We start from the raw sequence: 19859 nt of genomic DNA on the forward strand, positions 1-19859 counted from the left end.
TAAACTGCTGACTGGCATACCCTCATCGGGAGCAAGCCCCCTCCCACAAGTTATTCATCGTCCGTTCTATCGCTTAACTGACTGGCATTAGGACAAGCCCGCTCACTACATTAATGGGCCAGTAGAAAGTCCAGGACGCGGTCGCTGAACGCCGTGCCCGCTTGAACGTTGGACAGGTGCGCCGCGTAGAACTCGGCGTACTCGGCGCCCTTCACATGGTTCTGAATAAAGTGCCCGCCGGCCGGTGGCGTCACGGCATCTTCAGTGCCGGCAATCACCAGGGTCGGGACATTGATCGAAGCCAGTTGCTCACGAAAATCGGCATCGCGCACCGCCGCGCAGTTCGCCGCATAACCCTCGGGCGAAGTCGCCGCGAGCATATCGGTGATCAGCTTGGCCTGATGCGGGTTGGCCGCGGCGAAATCCGCCGTGAACCAGCGCGCAATGGACGCATCGCGCAAGGCCACCATCGCCGCCGCGCCGTCGCGCAGAACCATTTCTATGCGTGGGTTCCAGACCTCGGGCGTGCCGATCTTGGCGGCGGTGTTGCACACCACCAGGCGGCGCAGGCGTTGACCGGCGTGAATGCCCAGCCATTGGCCAATCAACCCGCCCATGGACAGGCCACAGAAATGCGCACGCTGGATATCCAGCGCATCAAGCAACGCGATCACATCATGGCCGAGCTGCTCGATGCTGTACGGCCCCGGCGTCACCAGGGATTGGCCGTGGCCGCGGGTGTCGAAACGCAACACGCGAAAATGCCGGGCAAAGGCCGGGATCTGCAGGTCCCACATATGCAGGTCGGTGCCCAGGGAGTTGGACAGCACCAGCACCGGCGCGTCGGCCGGTCCGTCCAGTTGGTAATGCAGTTCGCCCTCGGCGAGTTGTACAAAAGCCACAGCGTTCTCCTCAGGCGGTCAATGCAAAATGGTCGGCCACTGCGCGGGTCACCCAGGTTTGCGCCTGGCCCAGGTAGTGGGCCGGGTCAAGCAGCCGGTCCAGCTCAGCTGCCGACAACTCGGCGGTGATGCGCGGCTCGTCCGCCAGCACGGCGCGCAGATGGCGCCTTTCGGCAACGGCCCGTTTGCAGCAGTGTTCCAGCAGATGATGCGCGGTCTCACGGCCCAGACGCTGGGCCAGCACGATGCTGACCGCTTCGGCCAACACCAGGCCTTGGGTCAGGTCGAGGTTGTGCGCCATGCGCTGCGCATCGACCTCAAGCCCCTCGCTCACCTGCAACGCCTGCTTCAAGGCGCCGGACACCAGGCGACAGATCTCCGGCAAGGTTTCCCATTCGGCGTGCCATAGGCCCAGGCTGCGCTCATGCTCCTGGGGCATGGCACTGAACATCGTCGCGACGAGGCCGGGCACGCGTGTGGCGGCGCTGATCAATACAGCCGCGCCCACGGGGTTGCGCTTGTGGGGCATGGTCGACGAACCGCCCTTGCCTGGCGCCGAGGGCTCGAATACTTCCGCCGCTTCGGTCTGCATCAGCAGGCTGACATCACGCCCCAGTTTGCCGAGGCTGCCGGCGATCAGGCCAAGGCTGGCGGCGAACTCCACCAAGCGATCACGCTGGGTATGCCAGGGTTGCTCGGGCAAGCTCAACTGCAACTCGTCCGCCAGCGCCTCGGCCACCGGCATGGCCTGTTCGCCCAGCGCCGCCAGCGTGCCGGAAGCACCGCCAAACTGCAGCACCAGCAGGCGCGGCTTCAGTTCGGCAAGACGCTGGCGGCAGCGTGTCACCGCCCCCAGCCATCCGGCGATTTTCATGCCCAGCGTCACCGGCGTCGCGTGTTGCAACCAGGTGCGCCCGGCCAGAGGGGTGCTCGCATAACGCTGCGCTTGAGCAGCCAGAACGCCACCCAACTGCGCCAAGTCCGTTTCGATCAACGCCACAGCGCGCCGCAGTTGCAGCACCAGGCCGGTGTCCATCACATCCTGGCTGGTGGCGCCCAGGTGCACATAGCGTTCGGCGCCGGCGTCTTCAGCGGCAATCAACTTGCCCAGCGCCTTGACCAATGGAATCGCCGAATTGCCCGCCGTGGCAATCGCCGCGCCGAGCGCATCGACGTCGTACAGCGATGCCAGGCAGGCCTGGGCAATCGGCGCCACGGCGGCCTGTGGAATCAGCCCGACCCGGGCCTCGGCCCGGGCCAGCGCCGCTTCGAAATCCAGCATGCCCTGCAGGCGTCCCTGGTCGCAGAACACCTCAGCCATACTGTCAGCAGTGAAGTAAGCGTCGAACAGTTGATTGCTCGTGCGCAGTGTCATAACTCATCCCTAGAGATCGTGGTGCAGATACGCCGCCTGTTTCGGCAGGCGCAGGCTGAACAGGAAAGCGATTGCCATCATCGCCGTGACGTACCAATAGAAGCTGTTTTCCAGGCCGATGGATTTGAGGCTCAGCGCGACGAACTCCGCAGAACCGCCAAAGATCGCGTTGGCCACCGCGTAGGCCAGGCCCACGCCCAAGGCACGCACTTGGGGCGGGAACATCTCCGCTTTGACCAGGCCGCTGATGGAGGTGTAGAAACTCACGATCGCCAAGGCCAAGGTGATCAACACGAACGCCAGGAACGGGCTGCTGACGGTTTTCAAGGTGAGCAGGATCGGCACGGTAAACAGGGTGCCAAGGCCGGCGAACCACAGCATCGAGTTACGTCGGCCGATCTTGTCCGCCAACATGCCGAATACCGGCTGCATGCACATATACAAAAACAGCGCACCGGTCATGATGTAGCTCGACGTCTTGGCATGCATGCCGACGGTGTTCACCAGGTACTTCTGCATGTAAGTGGTGAAGGTATAGAAAATCAGCGAGCCACCGGCGGTGTAGCCCAGCACCGTGATAAACGCGGCTTTGTGGTCGCGGAACAACGCGGCAATGCTGCCGGCGTCTTTGTCTTCGCGCATTTCCTTGCTGGTGGTTTCTTTCAACGAGCGGCGCAGCAGCAGCGAAATCACCGCCGCGACGGCGCCGATCACGAACGGAATCCGCCAGCCCCAGGCCCGCAGTTCTTCTTCAGTGAGGATCTGTTGCAGGATCACCACCACCAGCACGGCCAGCAGTTGCCCGCCGATCAGCGTCACATACTGGAAGGAGGCAAAGAAACCCCGTTGGCCCTTGAGCGCCACTTCACTCATGTAGGTCGCGGTGGTGCCGTACTCGCCGCCCACCGACAGCCCCTGGAACAAGCGCGCCACCAGCAGCAGGATCGGCGCCCAGACGCCAATGGCGTTATAGGTCGGCAAAAAGGCGATGACCAGGGAGCCGGCGCACATCATCAACACCGAGATCATCATCGAGTTTTTACGGCCGTGCTTATCGGCCACCCGACCAAACAGCCAGCCACCAATGGGCCGCATCAGGAACCCGGCGGCGAACACACCGGCGGTGTTGACCAGTTGAACCGTGGGGTTGTCCGACGGAAAAAACGCCGGCGCAAAGTAAATGGCGCAGAAGGCATAGACATAGAAGTCGAACCATTCGACAAGGTTGCCGGAGGAAGCACCGACAATCGCAAAAATCCGTTTGCTGCGTTCTTCTCCGGTGTAGTGACTCGTTGTTGTTGTCATGTTTTTTTACTCAGTGGGAACGGTTATAGCCTAGACATACTTTGCAACAACCATGTTCCGCAAGCAGACTTTTGGAGAAGTAATGCCAGAACCGGCTTCATCCGGAGCAAGCCTCCTCCCACATTTGAAGGTATTCACACATAAAAATGTGGGAGCGGGCGTGCTCGCGAATGGCCTCAAGCCAACTCAATAATCGAAGAACACCGTTTCCTTGTCTGTGCCCTGCAAAATCACATTCCACTGATAGACACCACCGGCATCCTGCCGGGCAATCAAGGTGCTACGACGCTCAGCCGGCACACAGGCCAGCAACGGGTCGTCCCCGTTCAGCGCCTCGCCATCAAAATAAATCCGCGTGAGCAAGTGCTTCACCAACCCACGGGCAAACACCAGGACCACCAGGTGCGGCGCCTGGGTCGTGCCGTTCAGCCCCGGCACCGCACCCGGCTTGATGGTGGTAAAGCGGAAACGCCCTTGGGCATCCACCGGCACCCGGCCGAAACCTTCGAAGTTCGGGTCGACGGCCTTGTCCTGCTCATCTTCCGGGTGGTCATATTTACCGGCAGCATTGGCTTGCCACACTTCAAGCATGGCGTCGTTGACGACATTACCCTTGCCATCCACCACCTGCCCACTGATCGCCACACGTTCGCCGAGGGTGGCCGGCACGGTCAGGTCTTCACGGTTCAGCCAGGTCAGGCCAATGTGGTAATAGGGCCCGACGGTGTGGGACGTAGTCGCGTTGAGTGTCATCTCATTTCTCCATCGGCGTGGCGTCGCGGCCGCGCAGGACGATGTCCCAGCGGTAGCCGAGGGCATAGGAAGGAATGGTTTTTTCCAGGTCGAAACGGGCGATCAGGCGCTGCTTGGCCGAGGTGTCCGGTACGCAGTTGTAGATCGGGTCATATTCGAGCAACGGGTCGCCGGGGAAATACATCTGCGTGACCAGCCGCGTCAGCACGCTCGGGCCGAACAGCGAGAAGTGGATATGCGCAGGCCGCCACGCGTTGTGGTGGTTGCCCCACGGGTAGGCGCCGGGCTTGATGGTCTGGAACTGATACCAGCCGTCGGCGTCGGTGACGGTGCGGCCGGTTCCGGTGAAATTCGGGTCCAGCGGCGCGTCGTGCAGGTCGTTCTTGTGGTTGTAGCGCCCGGCGGCGTTGGCCTGCCAGATCTCCACAAGAATACCGGGCACCGGCGAGCCGTTTTCGTCCAGCACACGGCCATGAATGATGATGCGTTCGCCCTGGGGGTCGCCTTCATGCTGTGCGGTGAGGTCGTTGTCCTTCGGGTTGACCCGCTCGGCACCGATGGTCGGGCCGGTAATTTCCGACAACGAATGGGGCAGGAACACCAATGGCTTGGACGGCGAACGCAGGTTCGTCGACTGGTAGGCCGGGTGCAGGTAATCCGGTTGAGTACCCGCTTGCGGGCGCCGGTATCCGGGCTTGTCACTCATGGAGCAATCCTCTCTTATTTAGATGCGTTCAATCGCCAGGGCCAAGCCCTGGCCGACGCCCACACACATGGTCGCCAGGCCTTTGCGCCCACCGCTCTTCTCAAGCTGATGCAGTGCGGTCAGTACCAAACGCGCACCGCTCATACCCAGCGGATGGCCCAGGGCAATGGCGCCGCCGTTCGGGTTGACCTGCGGCGCGTCGTCGGCCAGACCCAACTCGCGCAGCACCGCCAAACCCTGGCTGGCGAAGGCTTCATTGAGCTCGATCACATCAAAATCGGTGACCGCCAGGCCCAGCCGCTCCACCAGTTTGCGTACTGCCGGCACCGGTCCAATCCCCATCACACGCGGTGCGACACCGGCGCTGGCCATGCCCAGTACCCGTGCACGGGCGGTCAAACCGTGTTTCTTTACGGCTTCGGCGCAAGCGAGGATCAGCGCTGCCGCACCATCGTTCACACCCGAGGCATTGCCGGCGGTGACAGTCTTGTCGGGGCCGTTGACCGGCTTGAGTTTGCTCAGGGCTTCCAGGGTGGTGTCAGCCCGTGGATGTTCATCTTGCTCGACGACGGTCTCGCCTTTCTTATGGGCAACGCGTACCGGCACGATTTCCTCGGCGAAGAACCCTGCGGCTTGCGCGGCAGCAGTCCGTTGCTGGCTGCGCAGGGCGAAGGCATCCTGGTCGGCGCGGGACACCTGGTAGTCGTCGGCGACGTTATCGGCGGTCTGCGGCATGGCATCCACACCGTACTGCGCTTTCATCAACGGGTTGATAAAGCGCCAGCCGATGGTGGTGTCTTCCAGTTTCATGTTGCGCGAAAACGCCGCATCAGCCTTCCCCATCACGAACGGTGCACGGGACATCGACTCAACGCCACCGGCGATTGCCAACTCCATTTCGCCACTGGCGATGGCGCGGAAAGCGGTGCCGATTGCATCCATGCCCGAGGCGCACAGGCGATTGAGGGTCACACCGGGAACGCTTGCAGGCAGGCCAGCCAGCAACAGCGCCATACGGGCGACGTTGCGGTTGTCTTCACCGGCCTGGTTGGCGCAGCCGAGGAACACTTCATCCACAGCATTCCAGTCCACCGATGGGTTGCGCTCGATCAAGGCCTTGATCGGCAGCGCCGCCAAGTCATCGGCACGCACGGTGGACAGGCCACCGCCAAAACGGCCAATGGGCGTACGAATAGCGTCACAGATAAACACATCGCGCATCAGGCTTCTCCGGGGGCTTGGCCATGGGCGGCGGCAGTGCGGGCTTCAAGGTCACGCAGAGCGGTCAGCTCCAGATCGGTCGGTTCGGCCGTGGTGTCGACCTGCTCGGCAAAACGAACAGGCCAACCGGTTGCGGCGATGACTTGCTCACGGGTGACCCCAGGGTGCAGCGCGGTGACCACGAACTCATGGGTACCCTCTTCCGGCTCCATGATGCACAGGTCAGTAATAATGCCTACCGGCCCCGCGCCCGGCAGGCCCAGGCGTTTACGCGAGTCGCCGCCTTCGCCATGACCGACCGAGGTGATGAAATCCAACTTGTCGACAAACGAACGCGCCGACTGCTTGAGGATGATCAACACGCTCTTGGCGGAACCGGCGATCTCCGGCGCACCGCCGGCACCTGGCAGGCGCACTTTAGGCTGGTGGTAGTCACCGACCACGGTCGTGTTGATGTTGCCGAAGCGGTCAACCTGGGCGGCGCCGAGAAAGCCGACATCAATGCGCCCGCCTTGCAGCCAGTAGCGGAAGATCTCACCGGTCGGGACCACGGTGTCGGCGGTTTCCGCCAGCTCGCCGTCACCGATGGACAGCGGCAACACCGATGGCTTGGCGCCAATCGGGCCGGATTCGTAGATCAGCACCACATCCGGCGACGAGGTCAGTCGCGCCAGGTTGGCGGCCTTGGACGGCAGGCCGATGCCAACAAAGCATACGGAGCCGTTCTTGAGGCGGCGCGCAGCGGCGACGGTCATCATTTCATTGGTCGAGTAAGCCATTACTTGGCCTCCTGCGCGGTGGCCAGCTTGGCCTGGAATTCAGTGAAGTCGGCGGTACCGCGGATGTATTCATCAATCCATGCGGTAAAGGTCCCACGGTCACGGGCGATTGGGTCCCACGCTTGGTAGAAGCGGTTATCACGCTCGTTGTAGCCATGAGCGTAGGACGGGTGCGCACCACCGGGTACATGGCACACCGCAGTCAGGGCCCAGGTCGGCAGGACGCAGCTGTTCATCGGCGCATTCAGGTCATCGACGATTTCTTCGACGGTGACGATGCAACGCTTGGCGGCCAGTGCCGCTTCCTTCTGCACCCCCAAAATCCCCCACAGCAGCACGTTGCCCTTGCGGTCGGCCTTTTGCGCATGGATCACGGTGACGTCCGGACGCACCGACGGCACCGCCGCCAGCACTTCGCCGGTGAACGGGCATGTCACGGACTTGATCAGCGGGTTGACCTTGGGCAGGTCGGAACCTGCGTAGGCGCGCAGCACCGCGAACGGCAGGCCGGATGCGCCGGCGACGTAGGCATTGGCCAGGTCGGCGTGACTGTGTTCTTCAATTTCCAACGGTTGCGGCCATTGCTTCTCGACCGCGTCGCGCAGCCGGTGCAGGGAGCCCACGCCCGGGTTGCCGCCCCAGGAGAAAATCAGCTTGCGTGCACAACCGGCACCGATCAACTGGTCGTAGATCAGGTCAGGCGTCATACGCACCAGCGTCAGGTCTTTCTTGCCCTGACGAATGATTTCATGACCCGCTGCCGTAGGGATCAGATGGGTGAAGCCTTCCAGAGCGACGGTATCGCCGTCGTTCACAAATTGCTTCACCGCGTCACGCAGCGCGAGAATTTCAGCCATGGGGTTGGGGCTCCCGATATGGATCGAAAAAGGCGCTGAGGTGGCGCCGAAGTGCTTGAAGATTAAGCCGGGAAAATCGACCAAACAATCCGATAATCGACTCAGCGTTCGATTATCGAACCGATTGTTGCCTAGCTAATCGTTTGCCAATCGCAGGCAAAGTGGCAGGGCTCAAGTCGCGTCGGCGTGGCTGACCATGCCTTTGATCACGACAGCCGTGGTGGCCAACGCCGCCGGAATCACCAGGGCGGTCAGTACCTGCTCGAAATTCCAGCCCAGGCCGAGCAAGGTGGCGCCCATCCATGCGCCAAGGATGGCGCCGAAGCGGCCGATGCCGAGCATCCACGACACGCCGGTGGCGCGGCCCTGGGTCGGGTAGAAACGTGCGGCCAGTGACGGCATCGCCGATTGCGCACCGTTGACGCACATTCCGGCGATCAGCACCAAGGTCGCCAGCAGGGTGATATTGCCCAGACTCTGGCCCACCGCGTAGGCAAACACCCCGGCCAACAGATAGAAAGTACCGATGACCTTGTGCGGATTGAACCGGTCCATCGCCCAACCCACACCGACCGCGCTCAGTACGCCGCCAAACTGGAACAACGCGCCGATAAACGCGGCTTGCTCCATGCTGGCGCCGCTGTCACGCATCAGGGTCGGCAGCCAACTGGTCAGCAGGTAAACAATCACCAGCCCCATGAAGTAAGTCAGCCACAGCAGCAACGTGCCGGCGCTGTAGGTGCCGGAGAAAATCACCGCGAACACGTTGCGCGCCTTGACGGTTTTCTGCTCGGGCACACTGAAGCTGGTGGCTTGGGCAACCAGGTCGGGCGCGATGGGTGACAAGGTTTTGCGCACCTTGTCGCTACCGCGATTGCGCACCACCAGATAGCGCGCCGATTCCGGCAGCCATACCCATAGCACCAGCGCCAAGATCAACGGCAGGATGCCACCAATCAGCAGCAGGCTGTGCCAGCCGAAGGCCGGAATCAGCTTGGCCGAAATAAACCCGCCCCCTGCCATGCCCAGGTTGAAGCCACAGAACATACTGGTGACCAGCAACGATTTGTGACGCTCCGGGGTGTATTCGGACAGCAGCGTGGTGGCATTCGGCATGCCCGCCCCCAGGCCCAGCCCGGTGAGGAAGCGCAATACCAGCAACTGATCGACGCTGGTGCTGTAGGCCGAGGCCAGGCTGAACGCGCCAAACACCAGCACCGCGCCCACCAGCACCACTTTGCGCCCGAAGCGGTCGGCCAGCGGACCGGAGCCCAGCGCGCCGAAGACCATGCCGATCAACGCGGCACTCATCACCGGGCCAAGGCTGGCGCGGTCGATGCCCCAGTCCTGGGACAGCGCAGGCGCGATAAAGCCCATCGCGGCGGTGTCGAGGCCGTCGAGGAAGACAATCAGAAAACACAGGATCACCACGCGCCACTGATAGCGAGACAATGGCTGGGCATTGATAAAGGACTGTACGTCCAGGTTGGTGCCGACAGAAGGCTGATTCATTATTGTTATTTCCACACCGATGGGCGGGCCGACGACCTGAGGTCGTGATTATTATTGGGGGCAGCGATAGCGCTGCCGCACATTAATAAGCCAGGGGAAACACCGTCAATTGATCAGGCCGGGATCTGTGCGGTCACCGAACACTTAGGCAAACAACTGCGTGCTCAGCTCGCGGCTGGCGCTGAGCATGCTCGGCAAGAAGCGCTGCTCCAACTCGTTGCGACTGACCCGCCCGGCGTGGGTGCTCACATTCAGCGCGGCCAGCACCTGGCCCGAGGCGTCATACACCGGCACGGCAATCGAACGCAGCCCCTGTTCCAGCTCCTGATCGACGATGCACCAGCCCTGCTGACGCACTTGTTGCAGGCATTCGAGCAAGGCTTGCGGCGTGGTCAGGGTGCGGCTGGTCTTGGTTTGCAGGTCGGCGTGGTCAAGGTAGTCCTTGAGCGAGGAATCATCGAGCGCCGCCAGCAGAATGCGGCCCATGGAAGTGCAGTACGCCGGCAGGCGACCACCCACCGACAGGTCCACGGAAATCAGGCGCTGGGTGGTGGCCGAACGGGCGATATAAAGAATGTCGTCGCCCTCCAGCGTCGCCATGTTGCAGGCTTCGTGGAGCTGCTCGCTCATGCGGTCCAGATAGGGCTGGGCCGACACCGCCAGAGGCGTGGAGGACAAATAGGCATGGCCCAGGGTCAAGACTTTGGGCAGCAGCGAATAGGTACGTCCATCCGTGGTGGCGTAGCCGAGTTTGATCAAGGTATGCAGGCAACGGCGCACGGCGGCGCGGGGGATTTCGGTACGGTGGCTGATCTGGGCGATCGTCAGGTGGCGCTTGCGCTCCTGGAACGCCTGCACCACGGCCAAGCCTCGGGCCAGGGATGTCATGAAATCCGGATCCCCCGTAAACGCCTGGATACGCTTGGCCGGTGAAGCCACGATCGGCGGCGCGACGGATGCGAAGGAATTGCGCAATTGATCGTTCATTTCGGGGCCCTTTATCTTATTTTCAATCGCCGGGAGGGTTGGCAGCGATTAGCTATTACCAGTCGCACAGACCGATGCACAAGGTCGCCAAGGCAACATTGGGCGATTATCGAACAACCATCCGATTATCGCAATTTGCCGGGTACATCAAGTCTTAACACTGAGCGATGAACATGAAAGAAGCGTACTGAGTCGATATTGAGATGAGGGCAGACTTTATGACGCGGTATATCGAAAATTGAGACGCAAACTTGTAACAAACCCCTCACACGGCGTTGAGTTTTTTTAACTTCATGATGATAGTGTTATTCGTGTGCGCCGCTATAATGCAGCGTGTACAGAGGTCAGCCCGGTAACGCTGTCGGGATTGGAGCTCATCAGGCGCAGCGGGTTGTAGGCCGCGCCGGTAATAAAAACAAATAGTCGGTTTAGAGATTACGTTCCCTGGCCTTTGCTTCAAACTTGAACGGTTGCACTGTTCATACTTGGCATAGCCCCGGGACGACTCTCACGCACCGCGTTGCACAACACATACACTCAACTCAATTAGGTAACACTGTGACGAAAGACGAACTGCGCGCGGAACTTGAGCGCCAGGAACAACGTTACAAGGACGTTTACGGCGGGGAAGTCACCACCTACGCCGCCCAACCTGAGCCGGAACGCAAGCCATGGCGCAAACGAGCCAGCCTGCTGGACCAGGCATTCGCCCAGGAAATTCAAAAGATCGAACAGGAGCTCAAAGCCGAAGAGCCATAAGCACTTCGACATGAGCATTGCGGTTTTTGCTGTCTCCGCCGGTCCACCAACGGCGGAGAGCACCTCCCTGTTCCAAACGGTCAGCTTCCTGCTGCTGCCAACGAAATTTCATACAAATGTTTCAAACAGGATGTTTGCCGGTAAAAACCCGTCTCGATCGCCCCGAACTTTATAAATCAAAGACTTGCCAAGCCCCCGAAAACCCTGGGATGAGCGCCCTGCCCGCGTTTTTTTTCAGAGAAGATTGTTACCGATGAGCAGCTAATGCATCGATTACTGAGGTTTTCTGGCATAATCGCGCCCCCTTACGACCGGGTCAGAAAACCTTCATGATCGATTTATTCAGCGGACTGGATGCTTGGGTTCTAGTGAGCCTGTTGCTCGCCCTGGCCTTTGTCCTCGCCTTCGAGTTCATCAATGGCTTTCATGACACCGCTAACGCGGTGGCCACAGTCATCTATACCAAAGCCATGCCGCCACACCTGGCCGTGTTCTTCTCCGGGGTATTCAATTTCCTCGGCGTGTTGCTCGGCGGTGTCGGCGTCGCCTACGCCATCGTGCATTTGCTGCCGGTGGAATTGCTGATCAATGTGAATACCGGCCATGGTTTGGCAATGGTCTTCTCGCTATTGGCCGCGGCAATCACCTGGAACCTGGGCACCTGGTACTTCGGTATCCCCGCCTCCAGCTCCCACACCCTGATCGGCTCGATCCTCGGCGTCGGTCTGGCCAATGCCCTGATCAACGACATCCCCCTGGCTGACGGTGTGAACTGGCAGAAGGCAGTGGATATCGGTGCCTCGCTGGTGTTCTCGCCGATGGCCGGTTTCCTGGTCGCAGCCCTGGTGCTGATCGGCCTGAAATGGTGGCGCCCGCTGTCGAAGATGCACAAGACCCCGGACCAGCGCCGCAAACTCGATGACAAGAAGCATCCGCCGTTCTGGAACCGCCTGGTCCTGGTGATTTCGGCCATGGCCGTAAGCTTCGTGCACGGCTCCAACGACGGTCAGAAAGGTATCGGCCTGATCATGCTGGTGCTGATCGGTATCGTGCCGGCCCAGTTCGTACTCGACCTGGGCAGCACCACTTACCAGATCGAACGCACTCGCGACGCTACTGTGCATCTGAGCCAGTTCTACCAGCGCAACAACGCCACGCTCGGCGAGTTCCTCGCACTGGGCAAAGGCGTGAAGGACGATCTGCCGGGCAAGTTCCAATGCAATCCGCAACAGACCGAGCCGACCATCAACGCCCTGATGGAAACCCTCAAAGGCGTCTCCGACTACCACTCGCTGACCGCCGAGCACCGTATCGAAGTACGCCGTTACCTGCTGTGCCTGGACGATACCGCGAAGAAAGTCGGCAAGCTGCCAGGCCTGGATGCGCGTGAGAAGTCCGACCTGGACAAACTGCGCAAAGACCTGACCGCCACCACCGAATATGCCCCGTTCTGGGTGATCCTGGCCGTTGCACTGGCCTTGGGCCTGGGCACCATGGTCGGTTGGAAGCGCGTGGTGTTGACCATCGGCGAGAAGATCGGCAAACAGGGCATGACCTATGCCCAGGGCATGTCGGCGCAAATCACCACGGCGAGCATGATCGGCCTGGCCAACATCTTCAGCCTGCCGGTTTCGACGACCCACGTATTGTCGTCGGGCGTAGCCGGGACCATGGTGGCCAACAAGAGTGGGCTGCAAGGTGGCACGGTGAAAACGATTCTGATGGCATGGGTGTTGACCCTGCCGGCGACCGTGGCCTTGTCGGCCGGGTTGTTCTGGCTGGCGTCCAAGGCGCTGGGTAGCTGATAACCCAGCGGTAAAAAAGAAGGTGCGACCTCGCTGAGGATCGCGCCTTTTTTTATGCGCGTTCGATTGGCGGCAGGAATGTGTACACAAACTAACACGCAAAAAAAAGGGCGACCGAAGTCGCCCAAAATGCCTTGCGTGCCCATGTAATCCAGAAAGACTTACGGTTCTTTACGCTTGTTAGCGTCTTTCCAGATAAAAATCCCAAACCCTACAAAGAACAACACCATGAGGCTTACAGTCAGCACTCCGGCGAACACCACATTATCGAAAAACATGACCGGCCTCCTGCTCGTGCCCTGTTGCGATAGGGCTAAGTTAAAGGAGAAGGCGCAATGGAAAATTGACGGGGATCAATGTCCCACGCAACTGGGCGTAAAGGAGGGCAATAACTGACCTGCATCAATGGATGCCGGCAGTTTCAACGCTTTTTCGGATTATTCTTCGGTTTTTTCTTAACTTTCGGCTTTTTCCCAAGCAACGGCATTGCCTGTTCGAATGCCTGACGCACTTCATTGAGGCGCTTGTCATTCAGGTCATGGATACGTTTGGCACGTTCGGCATTCAGGTCGATCAGCTTGGGGTCTTCACTCATGGCTTGGCTTACGTCGTGGCGGGAATCGCTCAATAATGCGGCCTCCCTCGCGCCACGGCAAATCAACGAGCGACAAATGGCAGGTCATCGCCCAAAATCGGCATTTCCCCCTGCCCCAGGAGACGTATTCAAGTGGCACTGCACAAGGATCTCCCGCCATTGCTGGCCCTGCGCGCGTTCGAGGCGGTGGCGCGGCACTTGAGCTTTATCAAGGCGGCCAACGAGTTGTCGGTGACCCAGAGTGCCCTGAGTCATCAGGTACAAAAACTTGAACAGCATCTGGGCAAACCTCTGTTTATCCGTCGTACCCGTGCGATCGACCTGACTACCGATGGCGAGCATTACTACAACGAAATACGCCCTGCCCTGGACGCTATCGCCGCAGCCACCCGCGTACAACGGGTCGCCCCGCGCCACACCGTGTTACGCATCGGCCTGCTGGCTTCTTTCGCTACCCTGTGGCTGGCCCCACGGCTGGCCGACTTTCTCAACCGCTACCCGCACATTCAGGTGGAATTGCTGCCGTCGATTCAACTGGCCAACGTCGCCGCCGCCGAGGTCGACCTGGCCATCCGCTATGGCAAGGGCGACTGGCCAGATGTGCAAGCCGTGCGCCTGATGGATGAGGCGATCTCACCCGTGTGCAGCCCCGCGTTCAAGGCCAGCCAACTGCAGAAAGGGCCGTTGTTGATGGCCACCTCCCATCGACCGTTCGAATGGACGGATTGGTCCGCGCACTATCAATTGGACCTGGCCGATCACCCGCGTGTCGTGTTGCATGACTACAACATCGTGGTCGAAGCCGCCGTGGCCGGCCAGGGCATCGCCATGGGCCGCCACCGCTTGATCGAGCGCAGGCTCCAGGACGGTAGCCTGGTCGAAGCCTTCGACTGGCCGCCCTATCGCAGCGAAATAGGCTACTGGCTGATCACCCCCCACGCCTCCACCCACGAAGCGGTCAAGTGCTTCAGCCAATGGTTGCAGGAAGCCTGCCGCCACGCATGAGCTTTTTCGATACGTCGAGTGAGATCTACGCGTTTGTCGCCCACTGCCACGCCCGACATGCTGAAGCCTCTTGAACCAGGAGGATTCACCATGAGCGACTCGATCCGCCAACACGTGCACGCCCTTGGCCTGACGCTACCGGCGGCCAGCCAACCAGCGGCCAACTACCTCAGCTACGTTATCAGCGGTAACCAACTGTGGATCTCCGGGCAGATTCCAATGCTCGAGGGCAACCCCGCCTACCTCGGCCGCCTCGGCGAATCCCTCAGTGCCGAAGAAGGCACTCAGGCGGCGCAGTTGGCGGCCTTGGGGCTGCTGGCACAACTGAGCAGCGCCCTCGGCGATGATCTGTCGCGCCTGGCACGCACCCTGCGCGTCGGGGTCTTTATCGCCAGCAGCGGCGACTTCCAGCAGCAGAGCGCGGTCGCCAATGGCGCCTCGAACCTGTTGGTCAACGCCCTCGGCGACAAGGGCCGGCACGTGCGCACCGCCGTGGGCGTATCGAGCTTGCCGGCCGGCGTCGCCGTGGAGGTGGATGCGCTTTTCGAGTTGCAACCATGAGCCCGCTCGAAGTCCAACACCTGCGGGACGAAACACCGGGCTGCCGGTCGGGCATCGTGCATTTCAATCATGCCGGTGCCTCCTTGCCGAGCCAGGCGACCCTCGACGCGATCATCGACCAGTTGCAACGCGAAGCCCGCGACGGCCCCATGGAAGCCGGCGAGCATGGCACGTTGCTGGTGGAAAAAGCTCGCCAGGCGGCCGGGCAATTGCTTAATGCACCGGCCTCTTCAATAGCGTTTGCCAGCAGCGGCTCGACCGCGTGGAGCATGGCGTTTCAAGCCTTGGGCGCTTGGCAGCCTGGCGATCGCATTCTGGTCGGCCGGCAGGAATGGGGCGGCAACCTCGCCAGCATGGACCTGGCCGTGCAAGCGGGTGCGCGGGTGGAGGTCATCCCCTGTGATGCAAGCGGCGCAGCCTGCCCAATCGCACTGGAGTCGATGATCGATGCAAACGTGAAGTTGATCGACCTGACCTGGCTTCCCGCCAATGGCGGTCTTATCAACCCAGCCGAGGCGATAGGCGCTGTGGCCAGGCGCCATGGCATCCCATACTTCATCGACGCAGGCCAGGCGGTCGGCCAGCTTCCGGTGGACGTACAGGCGCTGCACTGCAACGTGCTCAAATCGGCGGGCCGCAAACACCTGCGCGGGCCACGCGGCACGGCGCTGCTCTATATTCGACCCGACTTCCTTCAACGTTTGAACCCGGCTCAACGCGACGTGTTTTCAGCCCCCTGGACCGCCAAAGGCTTCGACTTGCGCAACGACGCCCGACGCTTTGAAACCAGTGAGGCGTCCTATGCCTTGTTGGCAGGGCTAGGCAATGCGCTGCAAGAGGTCAACCGACTGGGCGTGGAGCGAACCTGGGAAAGAGTCTTAGAGCTCAGCAAGCGAATTCGTGAAGAGTTGCGTGAGATCCCCGGCCTTTCCTTGCATGACTCAGGCAGCACTCACTCAGGTCTGATCGCCTTCAACCTCGCCGGTTGGGACGCCTTCGAGCTCAAGCAATACCTGGGACTCAAACGCATCAATATCGGCGCCAACGGCGTGGCCTATACGCCCTTGGACATGCAGGCTCGCGGCTTGAACAGCATTGCGCGGATCTCGGTCAGCCCGCTCAACAACGATCACGACATCGAGTTGCTGATAGCGGCACTGCGGGCCTTGAGCGATTAGACCTCGACGTCCACCCACAACCCCTGGCGCGGCGCATCTTCGATCAACGGGACGACTGGCACCGTGTTGTCGGCATTGAGCACATCACCTGGGATCGCCAAGTGTTGTTCAGGATCCTCGTCGGCTTCGCGCCGACGTTTTTGTTGCTCTTGCTGGCGGCGCTGTTCTTCGCGCAGCAGAAAGCCCGATTGCTCCGCATCACCCTTTTTGAGGTCGATCGTGCTCTCGTTGGAGCCTGCTTGTACGGGCACCACCGGCGGGATATCCGGCTTCTGGCGCGCCGGGTCGAGCTGCGACGTGACCGGCACAACGCTGACGGGCAGCATGGGTGGCAACATAGGCTTTATTCTCCTGATCAACAGGCTGTCGGCGGACCGCCGGGCGACTTGAACGGCCAGTCGCCAAGCTGTGACCCAGTCGACACTCGTGAGTGCCCGCCATCTGTCGATTCAACTGTTGAAGCGCCGCTCAAACAGAGTAGTTTTTGTCAGAATCCTTTGGCTGAGGGCCGTGTTCCGTTAAGATAGTCGGCTTTTTCACGGCGGGAGTCAGGCAGCATGGCGCAGCAGTATCAACCGGGGCAACGCTGGATTAGTGACAGCGAAGCAGAGCTGGGGTTAGGCACCGTTCTGGCACAGGACGGGCGCTTGTTGACCGTGCTCTATCCGGCCACTGGCGACACTCGTCAGTATGCGCTACGGAATGCGCCCCTCACTCGCGTGAGGTTCTCGCCGGGTGACACCATCACCCATTTCGAAGGCTGGAAAATGACCGTGCAGGAAGTCGACGATGCCGACGGCCTGTTGGTCTACCACGGCCTCAATGGGCAGAACGAGCAGGTCACCCTGCCGGAAACCCAACTCTCCAACTTTATCCAGTTCCGCCTGGCCAGCGACCGTCTGTTCGCCGGGCAGATCGACCCGTTGGCCTGGTTCTCGCTGCGTTACCACACCCTGGAACACACCAGCCGTCAATTGCAGTCCTCGCTGTGGGGCCTGGGTGGCGTGCGAGCGCAACCTATTGCTCACCAACTGCATATCGCCCGTGAAGTCGCTGACCGTATCGCGCCACGGGTATTACTCGCGGATGAAGTGGGCCTGGGCAAGACCATCGAAGCCGGCCTGGTGATCCATCGCCAGCTGTTGTCGGGCCGCGCCAACCGCGTGCTGATCCTGGTGCCGGAAAACCTGCAGCACCAGTGGCTGGTAGAGATGCGCCGCCGCTTCAACCTGCAAGTGGCGTTGTTCGACGAAGAACGTTTTATCGAAAGCGATGCCGCCAACCCGTTCGAAGACACCCAGCTTGCGCTGGTCGCACTGGAATGGCTGGTGGACGACGAAAAGGCCCAGGACGCGCTGTTCGCCGCCGGCTGGGACCTGCTGGTGGTCGACGAAGCCCACCACCTGGTGTGGCATGAAGACAAGGTCAGCCCGGAGTACGCGCTGGTCGAACAGTTGGCCGAGGTTATCCCCGGCGTGCTGCTGCTCACCGCCACCCCGGAACAACTGGGCCAGGACAGCCATTTCGCACGCCTGCGCCTGCTGGACCCGAACCGCTTCCACGACTTGCAAGCCTTCCGCGCAGAAAGCGACAACTATCGCCCGGTAGCCGAAGCCGTGCAGGAGCTGCTGGACAAGGGCCGCCTTTCCCCTGCCGCGCACAAGACCATCCAGGGTTTCCTCGGCAACGAAGGCGAAGCCCTGCTCACCGCCGTCAACGATGGCGACACCGAAGCCAGTGCGCGCCTGGTGCGTGAGCTGCTCGACCGCCACGGCACCGGCCGCGTGCTGTTTCGCAACACCCGCGCCGCCGTACAAGGCTTCCCCGAGCGCAAGTTGCACGCCTACCCGCTGCCGAACCCGGACGAGTACCTGGAGCTGCCGCTGGGCGAACACGCCGAGCTGTACCCGGAAGTCAGCTTCCAGTCGCAGCCGGATATCGAGGAAGACAATCGCTGGTGGCGCTTCGACCCACGGGTCGAGTGGCTGATCGACCAGCTGAAAATGCTCAAGCGCACCAAGGTCCTGGTGATCTGCGCCCACGCCGAAACCGCCATGGACCTGGAAGACGCCCTGCGCGTGCGTTCCGGTATCCCGGCCACGGTATTCCACGAGGGCATGAACATCCTCGAACGTGACCGCGCCGCCGCTTACTTCGCCGATGAAGAGTTCGGCGCCCAGGTGCTGATCTGCTCGGAAATCGGCAGTGAAGGCCGCAACTTCCAGTTCTCCCACCACCTGGTGCTGTTCGACCTGCCGTCCCACCCCGACCTGCTGGAACAGCGGATCGGCCGTCTGGACCGGATCGGCCAAAAACACGTGATCGAACTGCACGTGCCGTACCTGGAAACCAGCCCGCAAGAGCGCCTGTTCCAGTGGTACCACGAAGCGCTGAACGCGTTCCTCAACACCTGCCCGACCGGCAACGCCTTGCAGCATCAGTTCGGCCCGCGCCTGCTGCCGCTGCTGGAAAACGCCGATGACGGCGAGTGGCAAGCGCTGATCGACGAGGCCCGCGCCGAGCGCGAGCGCCTGGAAGAAGAGTTGCACACCGGTCGCGACCGCCTGCTGGAGCTCAACTCCGGTGGCGCGGGTGAAGGCGAGGCGCTGGTGGAAGCTATCCTTGAGCAAGACGACCAGTTCGCCCTGCCGATCTACATGGAAACGCTGTTCGACGCGTTCGGCATCGACAGCGAAGACCATTCGGAAAACGCGCTGATCCTCAAGCCGAGCGAAAAAATGCTCGACGCCAGCTTCCCCCTGGGCGACGACGAAGGCGTGACCATCACCTACGACCGTAACCAGGCGCTGTCGCGCGAAGATATGCAGTTCATCACCTGGGAGCACCCGATGGTGCAAGGCGGCATGGACCTGGTGCTGTCCGGTTCCATGGGCAACACCGCCGTGGCGCTGATCAAGAACAAGGCGCTCAAGCCCGGCACCGTATTGCTGGAACTGCTCTATGTCAGCGAAGTGGTTGCGCCACGTGCGCTGCAACTGGGCCGTTACCTGCCGCCGGCCGCCCTGCGCTGCCTGCTGGACGCCAATGGCAACGACCTGTCGAGCCGGGTGTCCTTCGTGACCCTCAACGACCAGTTGGAAAGCGTGCCGCGGGCCAGCGCCAACAAGTTCATCCAGGCCCAGCGCGACCAGTTGACGCCACGCATCAACGCAGGTGAAGAGAAGATCACCCCGCAACATGCCGAGCGCGTGGCCGAGGCCAAGCGTCGCCTGGCGGCGGATACCGAAGAAGAACTGGCACGCCTGACCGCGTTGCAAGCCGTCAACCCGACGGTGCGTGACAGCGAACTGGTTGCCCTGCGCAACCAACGCGAACAAGGCCTGGCCATGCTCGACAAGGCGGCACTGCGGTTGGAAGCGATCCGGGTGCTGGTCGCCGGTTGATCGCGGCTTGAAGGAAAAAACAAGGCCCGCGCAATGCGTAATGCCAGTCAGTTAAATGATGGGACGTAAAACACATCATCTGTAGTGAGCGGGCTTGTCCCGCGCTGGGTGGCGCAGCCGCCCCAAACCCAGGCACCTCGGTCCTCCTGAAATAC

At 61.3% G+C, this 19859-nt stretch carries 19 protein-coding genes; 6 read left to right on the forward strand and 13 right to left on the reverse strand.

The genetic code is table 11. The features are described from left to right. Window positions 1-110: 110 nt before the first annotated feature. From pcaD to pcaR, 10 genes are all read right to left on the reverse strand, one after another. On the reverse strand, window positions 111-902 hold the full coding sequence (gene pcaD / locus C9383_RS07950) for a 3-oxoadipate enol-lactonase (protein ID WP_090366311.1): 792 nt from the start codon (window positions 900-902) through the stop codon (window positions 111-113). Window positions 903-912: 10 nt separating this feature from the next. After that, entirely contained in the window at window positions 913-2277 is a 1365-nt protein-coding gene (locus tag C9383_RS07955; protein ID WP_090366312.1) for a 3-carboxy-cis,cis-muconate cycloisomerase, read from the reverse strand. 9 nt (window positions 2278-2286) lie between these two features. Next, window positions 2287-3582 carry an MFS family transporter gene (locus C9383_RS07960; RefSeq protein WP_060753780.1) on the reverse strand — a complete coding sequence of 432 codons (1296 nt, stop codon included), beginning with the start codon at window positions 3580-3582 and terminating at the stop codon, window positions 2287-2289. 186 nt (window positions 3583-3768) lie between these two features. Next, window positions 3769-4335 carry a protocatechuate 3,4-dioxygenase subunit alpha gene (pcaG, locus tag C9383_RS07965; protein WP_090366314.1) on the reverse strand — a complete coding sequence of 189 codons (567 nt, stop codon included), beginning with the start codon at window positions 4333-4335 and terminating at the stop codon, window positions 3769-3771. A 1-nt stretch (window position 4336) separates the two neighbouring features. Beyond that, window positions 4337-5041: a protocatechuate 3,4-dioxygenase subunit beta gene (pcaH, locus tag C9383_RS07970; RefSeq protein ID WP_060753782.1), complete on the reverse strand. Its 705-nt coding sequence runs from the start codon at window positions 5039-5041 to the stop codon at window positions 4337-4339. A gap of 18 nt (window positions 5042-5059) precedes the next feature. Further along, complete coding sequence (pcaF, locus tag C9383_RS07975; RefSeq protein ID WP_174554044.1) at window positions 5060-6265, reverse strand: 3-oxoadipyl-CoA thiolase; 1206 nt, start codon at window positions 6263-6265, stop codon at window positions 5060-5062. Beyond that, window positions 6262-7041 carry a CoA-transferase subunit beta gene (locus C9383_RS07980; protein WP_090366317.1) on the reverse strand — a complete coding sequence of 260 codons (780 nt, stop codon included), beginning with the start codon at window positions 7039-7041 and terminating at the stop codon, window positions 6262-6264. Before C9383_RS07980 ends, pcaF begins: the two co-directional genes overlap by 4 nt. Then, a complete protein-coding gene (locus C9383_RS07985) occupies window positions 7041-7898 on the reverse strand; it encodes a CoA transferase subunit A (protein WP_060753785.1) in 858 nt (285 codons plus the stop codon). Before C9383_RS07985 ends, C9383_RS07980 begins: the two co-directional genes overlap by 1 nt. A 171-nt stretch (window positions 7899-8069) precedes the next feature. Then, a complete protein-coding gene (gene pcaK, locus C9383_RS07990; protein ID WP_060753786.1) occupies window positions 8070-9410 on the reverse strand; it encodes a 4-hydroxybenzoate transporter PcaK in 1341 nt (446 codons plus the stop codon). Window positions 9411-9554: 144 nt separating this feature from the next. Next, window positions 9555-10397: a pca regulon transcriptional regulator PcaR gene (pcaR, locus tag C9383_RS07995; RefSeq protein WP_060753787.1), complete on the reverse strand. Its 843-nt coding sequence runs from the start codon at window positions 10395-10397 to the stop codon at window positions 9555-9557. A gap of 558 nt (window positions 10398-10955) precedes the next feature. Between pcaR and C9383_RS08000 the strand changes: the two genes are divergently transcribed. Both C9383_RS08000 and C9383_RS08005 read left to right on the forward strand, forming a co-directional pair. Further along, complete coding sequence (locus C9383_RS08000) at window positions 10956-11156, forward strand: hypothetical protein (protein WP_003172389.1); 201 nt, start codon at window positions 10956-10958, stop codon at window positions 11154-11156. 329 nt (window positions 11157-11485) lie between these two features. Further along, on the forward strand, window positions 11486-12961 hold the full coding sequence (locus tag C9383_RS08005) for an inorganic phosphate transporter (protein ID WP_060753788.1): 1476 nt from the start codon (window positions 11486-11488) through the stop codon (window positions 12959-12961). Between the two features lie 161 nt (window positions 12962-13122). Here the strand turns inward: C9383_RS08005 and ccoM are convergent, their stop codons facing one another. Continuing rightward, the gene (gene ccoM / locus C9383_RS28515) at window positions 13123-13239 is read right to left on the reverse strand and encodes a cytochrome c oxidase subunit CcoM (protein ID WP_017137226.1); all 117 of its coding nucleotides are present in this window, start codon (window positions 13237-13239) and stop codon (window positions 13123-13125) included. 143 nt (window positions 13240-13382) lie between these two features. Beyond that, entirely contained in the window at window positions 13383-13589 is a 207-nt protein-coding gene (locus tag C9383_RS28000) for a hypothetical protein (RefSeq protein ID WP_143038184.1), read from the reverse strand. Between the two features lie 99 nt (window positions 13590-13688). Between C9383_RS28000 and C9383_RS08010 the strand changes: the two genes are divergently transcribed. The 3 genes from C9383_RS08010 to C9383_RS08020 all read left to right on the forward strand — a co-directional run bounded on the left by C9383_RS08010 (window position 13689) and on the right by C9383_RS08020 (window position 16300). Continuing rightward, complete coding sequence (locus C9383_RS08010) at window positions 13689-14561, forward strand: LysR substrate-binding domain-containing protein (protein ID WP_090366320.1); 873 nt, start codon at window positions 13689-13691, stop codon at window positions 14559-14561. Window positions 14562-14651: 90 nt separating this feature from the next. Further along, window positions 14652-15122 carry a RidA family protein gene (locus tag C9383_RS08015; RefSeq protein WP_090366322.1) on the forward strand — a complete coding sequence of 157 codons (471 nt, stop codon included), beginning with the start codon at window positions 14652-14654 and terminating at the stop codon, window positions 15120-15122. Next, window positions 15119-16300 (forward strand): aminotransferase class V-fold PLP-dependent enzyme, encoded by a 1182-nt coding sequence (locus tag C9383_RS08020; protein ID WP_090366324.1) that lies wholly within the window; start codon window positions 15119-15121, stop codon window positions 16298-16300. Before C9383_RS08015 ends, C9383_RS08020 begins: the two co-directional genes overlap by 4 nt. On the opposite strand, the gene C9383_RS08025 is transcribed toward C9383_RS08020, so the two are convergent. Further along, window positions 16297-16638 (reverse strand): hypothetical protein, encoded by a 342-nt coding sequence (locus tag C9383_RS08025; protein ID WP_060753792.1) that lies wholly within the window; start codon window positions 16636-16638, stop codon window positions 16297-16299. The two genes, C9383_RS08020 and C9383_RS08025, sit on opposite strands and share 4 nt — an antisense overlap. 219 nt (window positions 16639-16857) lie before the next feature. On the opposite strand from C9383_RS08025, the gene rapA reads away from it, so the two are divergent. Continuing rightward, on the forward strand, window positions 16858-19704 hold the full coding sequence (gene rapA / locus C9383_RS08030; RefSeq protein ID WP_060753793.1) for an RNA polymerase-associated protein RapA: 2847 nt from the start codon (window positions 16858-16860) through the stop codon (window positions 19702-19704). Window positions 19705-19859: the final 155 nt, after the last annotated feature.

Source organism: Pseudomonas palleroniana (assembly GCF_003031675.1).
GTDB lineage: Bacteria > Pseudomonadota > Gammaproteobacteria > Pseudomonadales > Pseudomonadaceae > Aquipseudomonas > Aquipseudomonas palleroniana.

What these genes read in the sequence shown, in the direction of transcription:
- rapA (WP_060753793.1), top strand. Translation starts at nt 16,858, where the DNA reads ATGGCGCAGCAGTATCAACCGGGGCAACGCTGGATTAGTGACAGCGAA.
- C9383_RS07980 (WP_090366317.1), bottom strand. Translation starts at nt 7,041, where the DNA reads ATGGCTTACTCGACCAATGAAATGATGACCGTCGCCGCTGCGCGCCGC.
- pcaH (WP_060753782.1), bottom strand. Translation starts at nt 5,041, where the DNA reads ATGAGTGACAAGCCCGGATACCGGCGCCCGCAAGCGGGTACTCAACCG.
- C9383_RS07960 (WP_060753780.1), bottom strand. Translation starts at nt 3,582, where the DNA reads ATGACAACAACAACGAGTCACTACACCGGAGAAGAACGCAGCAAACGG.
- pcaK (WP_060753786.1), bottom strand. Translation starts at nt 9,410, where the DNA reads ATGAATCAGCCTTCTGTCGGCACCAACCTGGACGTACAGTCCTTTATC.
- C9383_RS08020 (WP_090366324.1), top strand. Translation starts at nt 15,119, where the DNA reads ATGAGCCCGCTCGAAGTCCAACACCTGCGGGACGAAACACCGGGCTGC.
- pcaG (WP_090366314.1), bottom strand. Translation starts at nt 4,335, where the DNA reads ATGACACTCAACGCGACTACGTCCCACACCGTCGGGCCCTATTACCAC.
- C9383_RS08005 (WP_060753788.1), top strand. Translation starts at nt 11,486, where the DNA reads ATGATCGATTTATTCAGCGGACTGGATGCTTGGGTTCTAGTGAGCCTG.
- C9383_RS08015 (WP_090366322.1), top strand. Translation starts at nt 14,652, where the DNA reads ATGAGCGACTCGATCCGCCAACACGTGCACGCCCTTGGCCTGACGCTA.
- pcaR (WP_060753787.1), bottom strand. Translation starts at nt 10,397, where the DNA reads ATGAACGATCAATTGCGCAATTCCTTCGCATCCGTCGCGCCGCCGATC.
- C9383_RS07985 (WP_060753785.1), bottom strand. Translation starts at nt 7,898, where the DNA reads ATGGCTGAAATTCTCGCGCTGCGTGACGCGGTGAAGCAATTTGTGAAC.
- C9383_RS07955 (WP_090366312.1), bottom strand. Translation starts at nt 2,277, where the DNA reads ATGACACTGCGCACGAGCAATCAACTGTTCGACGCTTACTTCACTGCT.
- ccoM (WP_017137226.1), bottom strand. Translation starts at nt 13,239, where the DNA reads ATGTTTTTCGATAATGTGGTGTTCGCCGGAGTGCTGACTGTAAGCCTC.
- C9383_RS08025 (WP_060753792.1), bottom strand. Translation starts at nt 16,638, where the DNA reads ATGTTGCCACCCATGCTGCCCGTCAGCGTTGTGCCGGTCACGTCGCAG.